The organism is Phormidesmis sp. 146-12, from assembly GCF_052939495.1.
This window is the reverse complement of the sequence record NZ_JBJPHS010000175.1, coordinates 1-9,391: the sequence shown is the minus strand read 5'-3', so window position 1 is coordinate 9,391 and position 9,391 is coordinate 1. Positions and strand designations below refer to the sequence as shown.

Sequence of the window (9,391 nt, the reverse complement as noted above, 5' to 3'; positions counted from 1 at the left end):
CCAAAGGCTTGCCGGCTCTGCCCCCTGCCATTTTTTAGTCCATCGAACTCACGTTTCGTTAGGTTGTTCGTAGGACTGAATTAATTTTTGGGCTTCTTCACGAGTGAATCCTTCTAGTGGCTCGATCGCTTCGATGGCTCTTGCTCTTGCTCTCTTTAAACTGCTGCAATCTAAACCCAATTGGGTAATGGTGGCTTGGGCGGCAGGCTGCATAGATGGCGTTTGGGTCGGCAAGATTTGTCCGTCTTTGGTGTATCGAAAGTAGTTTTCACAGTCTTCGATGAGTGGCGAAACGGTGAGCTTTTGGTCGTACCAGGCTCCTTTTTTCTGTCCACAGTGTTTTTGAGATGGCTGATTGTTTGGTTCAAAAGCTTCATCTTCAGCATATCCAGGACAAGATGCTAGAAGATTTGTGTATTCCAAGGCGAGTTCTGGAAAGTGCTTTTGAGGTCGAAGATGTTCGATGTGGCTGCTTTGGCGATCGATGCGTCTGCCGCAATAACAGCAAATGTAGCCTTGCTCAATCAATAATGCCTCATGAGTTTCTGCTTTTTCTGGAGCTTGAAAATTATTCTTCCAATCAGGCTTCCAGTCTTCGTTTGCTTGTTGTTTCCAATCTGTGAAGTTTGGCGGCTCCTGATTTTTTCTGATGTACTTCATCGTCCCAAAACTTCTTTCCGACGAATCAAGATTTCAGATTTTACAAACTCTGGTTCCTCGTATGTAATTGAATCTTCGAGTTCTTGCTGTAGACTTTTTGCCTCATCCAGTTTGCCATCTTCAATCAATCGAAATAAATGGCGAATTTTATCTTGGAATTCTCGCGATCGCTCCGGTACATCCATCACATCTTCAAGAATTTGGTTGCTATCTCTTCCATAGGTTTGTAGAGATTCAGCAATGATTCCTTCAGACGTAGATTTGAGTTGATAAACTTTACCTTTGACTTCTCCCAATACTTGAGGCGAATGAGTTGTGACGATAAATTGACAGTTTGGAAAGGTTCTGGTGAGTGCAGGAATAATCTCACGCTGCCACTTTGGATGAAGATGAAGTTCGATTTCATCGATTAGGACAACGCCTTCGCCTTGTAGAGGATCGAGTAAGCCAGGGTTAGCGATCGCCAGTCTCCGCGCCAAATCTCCCACCATCGCTAACAGACATTTCTCACCATCTGAAAGTTGATTAATAATCAGTTCTTGACCCTGTTTTTGAACGGTCATTCTGAGGGGCGATCGCCGCACTCTCAAATTTGAGAACCCAGGAAGAAACTCAGGAATTGCTTTTCGGACGGCTTCTAATTGGCGATCGCGATATTCCAAAGTGTCTCGACGTTCTTCATTTTCTAGATCTTCTAAAGTCCGAAACCAAATAAAAAATTGTTCAAATCCACTCCCGCTCTCTTCTAGAAATCGATCATAGGCATCTATTTGCCTAAACTGACTATTCGCGATTTCTAGAGAAACGCTAAGAACTGCGCGAGTAATAGGATAATAGGTGATTAAAGGTAAATTTAATTCGGGATTATTAACCCATTCTCTCAGTGTGCTATTGATATTTTTCCCTAACTCATTAATGCTGTCGTCTTGAGTAGAATTTCCACGAGCCTTTGTTATTGACCAACTTATCTCTTTTTCACGTAGCGCTAAAACTATTTTGGTGCTTAGTTCCTTATCACGATTAGCAATGTCTTGATCGCAAAAGGAACGCATTATAGGTTCTTTATTCCTCTTAGAAAGAAATAAGGTCTTTGTCCAATCTATGTCTTGTTCCGTATATCCTTTTCTCAAAAATAGGAGGAAAGGAGAAAACATATTGGATAGACCATCAAGAATGCTGGATTTACCGACTCCATTGTTGCCAATTAATACAGTGACTTTTGGATCAAAGTCTAGGGTTAAGTTGTCGATGCCACGGAACGATCGCAGGGTCAAACTTTTGACTTTCATACTTCTCCAAGTGGGACAGACAACTTGCCCATCCCACAAACTTACCAGATCACTTAATCGATGTTGATCGAAGTCGGAGCCGCACCCACAGGAGCCGCCGCAAACGGAGAAGCCTTGCGGAAATCAGCATAGAGCTTGTCACGCCACGCAAAAAACGGCTCAAACGTCCCAATATCCGCAATCCCCGAAACCCCTTGACCCTTGAGCGACTCCGGAATCGTCAAATACGGGCCAGTCGGAAACTTGAGATACATCGACAGCCCAGCCACCGCAAAATCAGCCAGCGTCGGCGTGTCTCCTTGTAGATAAGGCTGCTCCATCAAAATAAAACACAGAGCCGTTAGATCCCGCTTGAGCGCTTCTTTAGCTGACTTAACCGCATCGGGCCCCATCCCCACGCCCAGCCCCAACACACTCAAAAACTCACCCGGAATCGCCCCCACCACATTCTTGACCACATCCGGGACAGAATTGGGCAACAACGCCGTCCGAAAGGTCTGATTGGTGCTGAGAGACCCCACGAGCGCTTTGCGAGCATTGAGACCGATCGACTCATCAGCCCACTGCTCCATCAACAAACACAGGCCTTTCTGCTTAGGGTCAGCCGGAATGATCGGTTTTTCGGGATACTTTTTATCGAGATAGTCAGCGATCGCCGTTGAGTCTGCAATGACTTCGCTACCGTCTTTCAAAACCGGAACTTGACGCTGCCCCGACAGTTGGAAAAGCTCAATTTGTCCAACTCCTGGGGTCACTTCGATCTTGCGGTACTCTAAGCCCTTGTAGTCCAAGATTAGCCGCACTTTTTCGGCATAGTGGGACATCTCAAATTGGTATAACTCCAGCATAGTCAGCCTCCAAATTTTGGGTTGAGAGTATCACCGTTTATCTATATGTGCAAAAGGCAATGTGATCCGTCTGCAAGAAGAATATACCTTAACGCTACGGCTCAGAAGATTACATTGAGCCTAAGAGCGAATTTTTTAACTAGCTCTGCTAATTTTTCTAGCAACATTAGATCCCACCAGAGATAGACATTGACTAATCCCTATTGATAGAGAAGCGAAAGCTACTGATTTTTTAATCTTTTCAGTATACAGAATTACACCTTGTCTGGAGATTTTTATGAACTTACTGAATCACAACGGTTTAGCAAAACGCTTGTCTGCTTTGGTGGGAGCCGTAGGAACAGCCGCTTTGTTAGGCTTGCCCGCTCTGGCACAGGTCAACCCAAACCCCAGCATTTTTAATGAACCGCCTTACAATCGCAGTCAGACTGGGCTAAGGCAAACCGGGACAAATCAAACTGGGACAAATCAAACTGGAATTAGTGCAGTTCAATGTCCTCCAGGCTATACGTCAGGTGGCGTTGGTGGCCCGATCGACTCCACTTCCAACCAGACTCAAACAAGGGGTAGCGCACCTTCTAACAGCAATTCGAGCCTATCAAGCGACGACGTGGCTTCTCAAGGCATTAATTCTCCTGCAAACTCTAACGCAAACCAGTTCCCCAACAGTGCAAATGCAGGCACCATCAATGGGAGCATCAATGAGCAGACCGCAAGCAGTGCCAACTCTAACCCAACGAATTTGACGATGAATTCAACCAGCGATCGCTCCTCCAGCACGTCTGATCAATTTTCAGCTAACAATCCCAGACCAGCGATTCCTTATCGCGCTAATGGGCCTGTGGGTACGGCTGGAAGAGAAGCCAGTTCTAACTTAGATGCCGCCAACTCTTCTAGAGTGATGAATTCTAGAGTGACGAATTCTGGAGCAATGAACAACTCAACCTCGATCGACAACCAGCGATCGAGCCGCTCGATTCTAGACGGGCAGTTTTCAGGAAGAAACCCCAGTGCAGCCTTAGCCTTCCGCGCCAACGGGCCTGCGGGTACAGCCGGAAAAGAAGCCAGCATGTCCTTGGATGCGTTTAACCGGGGTGGCGAACAGTCAATGATGCAGACTTCTGGAATGGGCGGTTCTTACAATTCCAGCAGCGCACAAACCAACCAAAGTGCAATGCCTGTCCCCGTTGAATGTGTTCCCAGTAGCGGGGTTAACAATCAATCTGCCCCTTCGAGATACCCCTAAACCGAGGCTCTGATCTAGCGTAAGATGCTTGAGAAAAGGTAGGGAACCGACAATTTGCTTTCTAGTTGGGGCGTTGCTGAATCAGGGGATGAATTGCCCCAAAGCGGCGAGAAACCCAAGGTTCAAAGTCCCCCATTTTTGGGGGATTTAGGGGGCGAAAAGATGGACACTTCCCACAGATTTATCCCTCCAATCAGCAACGCCCTAGTTGGCTCTGCCTTTTCCTTCATCTTCACGCTGAGAAAAAAGTTATGTCCTGGATAGAATTGAGCCTCCATGCAACTTATGAAGCAGTTGATTGGGTGTGTACTCTGCTATCTACGGCTGACTTTACTGGTGACATTCAGATCACAAACTATACCACGGGAGAAGATTGGGCTTTTACACTTTGCTTGTATCTGCCCAACGATCGTCCCGTCGGAGATCGAGTGGATGCGATCGCCAATCTGCTTTCTTCCCTGCATCGCACTCACATGACTACCGCCCTCGAAATCGCCTTCGTAGAGGAGAAACCTGCTCCATGTAACCCGTTTGTCTATCGAATTGGACAACGGTTTGTGATGGTCAACTCTGCTCAACCTGTGCTTTTGCAGACAGGAGACATCTCCCTTCAAATCGAGACCAGTTTGAGCTTTGGCAGTGGGTTTCATCCTGCGACAAGACTAAGTTTGCAGCTACTTGAGCAGTTTGTTTCGCCCAACATAAACGCTCTCGATTTGGGATCGGGATCAGGAATTTTGAGTGTGGCAATGGCCAAGCTAGGAGCCAAGGTTTTAGCACTGGACAATGATGCGATCGCCGTCGAATCCACTCGATCGACTGTCAATCTCAACCAGGTTACCGAGCAAGTCACCGTCAAAGCAGGGAGCCTGGGTATGGGAAGTGGGCTAGGTCACTGGATGGGTGGAGAAACTGACGAGACAACAGCTACTTTCACGCCTGAAGCTAGGTTTGATCTAATTGCCGCCAACATTTTTGCACGGGTACACATCGCTCTCGCTTCAGACTTTCAGAAGGCATTGCGTCCATCGGGCTTGTTGATTGCGGCTGGCTTTACGGACGATCGCACCACAGACGTTTCTCAGGCTTTGGAGAAGGTGGGGTTTGAGGCGATCGAGACTCAACGCCTGGATGAATGGGTTGCGTTGGCTTATCGATTGAAGGGATGAGGGATGAGGGAGAACTTTGTTCCGCTTCGCGAGGAGGGATGAGGGATGAGGGATGAGGGATGAGGGATGAGGGATGAGGGATGGCTGCGATCGACGGGTTAATGTGGCTTCTCATTTCTTGCTTGATATTTGAGTGCTTCTAATCCTTTAGTGAGATTTAGTCTTATTAGAGCCAGGCGAGAAATTTTCGCAAAAATTCTGAAAGTTCTGGTTTCTGGGAGTTTGAGAACTGCTTGCTTAAATTAATCTTTGATTTATGGGCAAAAACTTAGGTTCAATTGATGCAATTCAAAATCATAACGACTATGATTTAAGAAGAGAGAACAAGCATCGAAGATTTGGTTTCTGCTCCTCAAATTTCTGCCCCTCGATTTCTGCCCCTCGATTTCTGCCGCTCAAACGTGCGACTGATTGGATAGCAGAACGGCTTGCTTCATCTCAAAACTTTCTCACCCTCCTCTCAACTCAACTTGTCCTGTTTAGGAGACTCCAACATGGCTTACGAATTAGCTCCACTTCCTTATGACTACGCTGCTTTAGAGCCTTACATCGACGCTCAGACCATGCAGATTCACCACGACAAGCACCATGCTGCCTATGTCAACAACCTCAACGCTGCTCTGCAAAACCATTCTGATCTGCAAAGCAAAAGTGTCGAAGAGTTGGTCAAAATGCTAGACACCATTCCTGAAGAGGTGCGAGGTGCTGTGCGTAACAATGCAGGTGGGCACGTCAACCACACCATGTTTTGGCAAATCATGAAGCCCAACGGCGGCGGCGAACCGACCGGAGATCTGGCGGGCGCGATCGACCAGACTTTTAGCAATTTTGACAATTTTCGGCAACAGTTCAACGATGCGGGGGTCAAGCGCTTTGGAAGCGGCTGGGTGTGGCTCGTCTCAAACCCTCAAGGCAATCTGCAAATCACCTCAACGCCTAACCAGGACAGTCCGCTAACTGAAGGTCACTACCCCATTTTTGGTAACGACGTTTGGGAACACGCTTACTATCTCAAATATCAAAACCGCCGTCCCGACTACCTCAACGCCTGGTGGAACGTACTCAACTGGGATGAGATCAATCGTCGATTTGCAGATAGATCGGTCGCTTAAAACTCCATGAGTTTGATGAAGCATTTGTGATTTGCTGCTTGAGTCTTCTGCCTCCCAAGCTGCCAATTCTAGGGGACTATATGAAACCCCTTGCGGGTATTCTGAAGCGCGAAGCAAAGAATTTTATCGATGACTTTATCAACTGGCCTGGTCTTGCGATCGGGCTTTTTTTGCGTTTAAACCAATCTCTCCTGATTCTGATCAAGTCCAGATGTTATTTGATCCACGATCCTTAGCGTTTAAACTAGAACAGATTCTAGAAGGTCAAGATCGAAACCTTGATTTATGGTCTACGTCGGATAATTAATCGCTTTTAGCATCACAAGGCATGTTATGAAATCTTTCAGATTTTTGCGGGGCAACTTGCACTCGATCGCAATTATCGGCAGCTTGTTGAGCGTTGGGCCAGGCGTTTTGCCCGTTCGGGCCCAGCTTTCAGATATTCAGGTCGGTAAGGTTGTCGAAGCGCTGCGTCAGGCTGCACCCGATACCGGGAAAAAGAACGACGGGTTGTATAGCGATTGGCAAGTCAAACCTGACAATATTCCTCGCTGGTCAAAAAACTGCACCGGGCGAGAACTGTCACCCACAGAGTTTGAAGCCAACCCAACGGCGGCTCGATCGGTCGTCACCTGCATCATTCGGGATGTTTTGAGAGACGAATATCGAGTGGTGGGCAACAATGAATTGGTGGCAGTGCGGCGGGTTGCGGCCTGGTGGATGACGGGAGATGCTGGGCGCTATCGAAGCGCTGACATTTCGCCTTACATTGAAAAGGTGGTGAGTTTTTATCAACAACCTGCGGGCAGAGCGCCGCTTCCTGCTACAAATTCTTCAACGAATTCTAAAGGAACGCTCTACGATCGCTACATGCAGGCAGCCTACACTGCGACTCAGCAAAAAGACAACCAAACTGCATTGCTCTACTTTAGACGGGCACTGGATGAGCGACCCAACGACACCTTTGCAACGCAGGCAATCCGCAATGTCGAAGCCAACCGACCCAACAAGCCCAAGCCAGCCGCAGAAAAACCGATCCGTTAGATGTTGTAGTAAACTTTGAGACTGTCATGAAAAAGTTAGTGTCCTTGATGATGATTGCGGGAGCTTTTTTTGCGTATGCTCCGATCGGGTTGGCGGCTGAATGGACAAAAGTCACTGAGAACTCAGTTAACGATAAGTTTTTTATTGACACCAGTTCGATCCAGCGCAATGGGTCGGTCGTTTGGTATTGGGAATATCGTGAATTTCCTCAAGCCAACAATGCTTTTGTCGATGAGAAAGTGACTCAGCCTGTACATGGTGCGGTGATTCGCTGGTCAGTCGATTGCACCAATAAATCACAACGCTTGAGAAAGTTAAACGCTTATACCAAAAATAGAAAATTGATTCAAAAATTTGAATACGGCGACACGGGAGCGTTAACACAACCAAAACCAGGAAGTAGCGCTTATTTAGTAGTCGATCGAGCCTGTAACTCAAAGGATAGTCAGTCTCCAAACGAAGACCAAAAGCCTCAGTGAGTAAATGCTTGAAGAAATGCGAATTCGTCGCTTCGTTGTTGAGATTTTCTGCCCTCCAACCCCTCAATTCTGGGGGACTTTAAGAGAAGAATCCTAGTTCAAAGTCCTCTACTCAAGGGGGATTTGGGGGGCTGCCTAAATTAACAACCGCCGCGAAAGATTTCGTCGAATTTGCGCTAGTTTAACTCGTTTGCGTCTCTTGATTTGGGTTTGTTGAGTTCTTTGCTTTTGGCTTCGGCAGCTTGGTGAGCGGTGAGGTAGTCTTTGCCTCCTAGCATCAGGTCGCCGTAATATTCGTAGGGCATTTTGCCATAGACTGGCAGCGCGTCATCATCGGGGTAGTCTTCTTCAGCTTCCTCGATCGCTTTTTTCAACTGTTTCACCGTCAAGCGCTGGGCTGGGAAGTAAAAAAGCTCGTCCGCTTTGCGGCTTAGATGCTGAAAATTGGGATCGACGAGGCGATCGTCTAACTCTAGCCACGCATGTTCGACTGGCTTAAAGGGCGACCCCGCAAAGACGACAAACCCCTGCACATAGGTTGCTCCTTCGATGACAAGGGCGGCTTTGTGGGCGTTTTCAAAAATTGATTTTGCTTTGCTTTTGACAGTTTGGGCGACCTCTAGCGATCGCTCTACATCTAACGGTTTATCCATGCTGGTCGTCTGTTCTTACCCTCCATTTAAGAGTAGTTCACAGAGAGCAATTGTTGATTAAGAAAAACGACGAGTGCCTCAAGCGTTGAAAAGCGGTCAAGGTCAAATCCTTCGCTCACATCAATTCCAAATTGACAGCCAAAGGCTTCGCAAAATGAGATTTCCCAGTCAAACCAGCAGACTAGCGGCAGGTGCAAATCTTCGGTGAGGCGATCGCTTGGTAAGACATTGGCAAAATGCAGCCCTGAATAGTCTTCTAACTGCTGGTAGACAAAATCTGAGACTTCTTGAGAAATGCCTAAAGGCTGCCAAAACAATTCGTACCACTCATCCGCTGTCCGGGAGGGGCGATCGCGCAAAGTTTGATTGATACGCTTTCTCAGTGCCAAATCGGGACTCATGTCAGCGTATGTATTCAAACTGTCAAAGAGGTTTTTTAGCCTTCGCCACATGCTCTACTGTTAAATTCTGTAGGGGTGAGTTTCCTCAACTTTTTTCAGTGTTCCCACTAATGTATTGATCTTTCGGTTGCTTGGAATTTAGGGAGGAGGGAGGAGGGAGGAGGGATGAAGGATGAAGGATGAGGGAGGAGGGATGAAGGTTTTGCTTCGGTTACCGATCTTGGTTGTGTTCTAACTTCCGTTAGGTAGAAGGCTTTGAACGGGAAGTTTTGTCTAAAAGTCCCCAGAGTTGGCAGCTTCTACGGTGTCACACAAGTCGTTGTTGCTTCGTTTCAAGCGGCTTCAGCCCCCTAAATCCCCCAGTCTGGTGGACTTTGACAAAGGAAGGATTTCCTCCAAAGTTCAAAGCCATGACGACGGCTCAAAGTCCCCCATTTTTGGGGGATTTAGGGGGCGAAGGATCTCAGCAATGACCGATCGATCAACTTGT

Annotated in this window: 10 protein-coding genes; 5 read left to right on the top strand and 5 right to left on the bottom strand. The window is 47.3% G+C overall.

The window, feature by feature from the left end:
- Window positions 1-48: 48 nt before the first annotated feature.
- Genes ACKFKF_RS33115 through ACKFKF_RS33105 form a run of 3 tightly spaced genes read right to left on the bottom strand, consistent with a single transcriptional unit; the run spans window position 49 to window position 2,797 of the window.
- Window positions 49-660 carry a retron system putative HNH endonuclease gene (locus ACKFKF_RS33115; protein ID WP_446871639.1) on the bottom strand — a complete coding sequence of 204 codons (612 nt, stop codon included), beginning with the start codon at window positions 658-660 and terminating at the stop codon, window positions 49-51.
- Window positions 657-1,949, bottom strand: a complete 1,293-nt coding sequence (locus ACKFKF_RS33110; protein ID WP_446871638.1) for an AAA family ATPase — start codon at window positions 1,947-1,949, stop codon at window positions 657-659. Before ACKFKF_RS33110 ends, ACKFKF_RS33115 begins: the two co-directional genes overlap by 4 nt.
- Window positions 1,950-2,002: 53 nt before the next feature.
- Window positions 2,003-2,797: a glutathione S-transferase family protein gene (locus ACKFKF_RS33105; RefSeq protein ID WP_446871637.1), complete on the bottom strand. Its 795-nt coding sequence runs from the start codon at window positions 2,795-2,797 to the stop codon at window positions 2,003-2,005.
- 277 nt (window positions 2,798-3,074) lie between these two features.
- On the opposite strand from ACKFKF_RS33105, the gene ACKFKF_RS33100 reads away from it, so the two are divergent.
- The 5 genes from ACKFKF_RS33100 (at window position 3,075) to ACKFKF_RS33080 (ending at window position 7,847) form a co-directional block, all read left to right on the top strand.
- Window positions 3,075-4,043, top strand: a complete 969-nt coding sequence (locus ACKFKF_RS33100; RefSeq protein WP_446871636.1) for a hypothetical protein — start codon at window positions 3,075-3,077, stop codon at window positions 4,041-4,043.
- A gap of 251 nt (window positions 4,044-4,294) precedes the next feature.
- Complete coding sequence (locus tag ACKFKF_RS33095) at window positions 4,295-5,212, top strand: 50S ribosomal protein L11 methyltransferase (protein WP_446871635.1); 918 nt, start codon at window positions 4,295-4,297, stop codon at window positions 5,210-5,212.
- A gap of 494 nt (window positions 5,213-5,706) precedes the next feature.
- Complete coding sequence (locus ACKFKF_RS33090) at window positions 5,707-6,324, top strand: superoxide dismutase (RefSeq protein WP_446871634.1); 618 nt, start codon at window positions 5,707-5,709, stop codon at window positions 6,322-6,324.
- A gap of 333 nt (window positions 6,325-6,657) precedes the next feature.
- On the top strand, window positions 6,658-7,368 hold the full coding sequence (locus ACKFKF_RS33085; RefSeq protein WP_446871633.1) for a hypothetical protein: 711 nt from the start codon (window positions 6,658-6,660) through the stop codon (window positions 7,366-7,368).
- Window positions 7,369-7,394: 26 nt separating this feature from the next.
- Window positions 7,395-7,847, top strand: coding sequence for a surface-adhesin E family protein (locus ACKFKF_RS33080; protein ID WP_446871632.1), 453 nt, complete (start codon window positions 7,395-7,397; stop codon window positions 7,845-7,847).
- A gap of 176 nt (window positions 7,848-8,023) precedes the next feature.
- Here the strand turns inward: ACKFKF_RS33080 and ACKFKF_RS33075 are convergent, their stop codons facing one another.
- Window positions 8,024-8,500 (bottom strand): hypothetical protein, encoded by a 477-nt coding sequence (locus ACKFKF_RS33075; protein WP_446871631.1) that lies wholly within the window; start codon window positions 8,498-8,500, stop codon window positions 8,024-8,026.
- A 26-nt stretch (window positions 8,501-8,526) separates the two neighbouring features.
- Window positions 8,527-8,919 carry a hypothetical protein gene (locus ACKFKF_RS33070; protein WP_446871630.1) on the bottom strand — a complete coding sequence of 131 codons (393 nt, stop codon included), beginning with the start codon at window positions 8,917-8,919 and terminating at the stop codon, window positions 8,527-8,529.
- Between the last annotated feature and the right edge of the window lie 472 nt (window positions 8,920-9,391).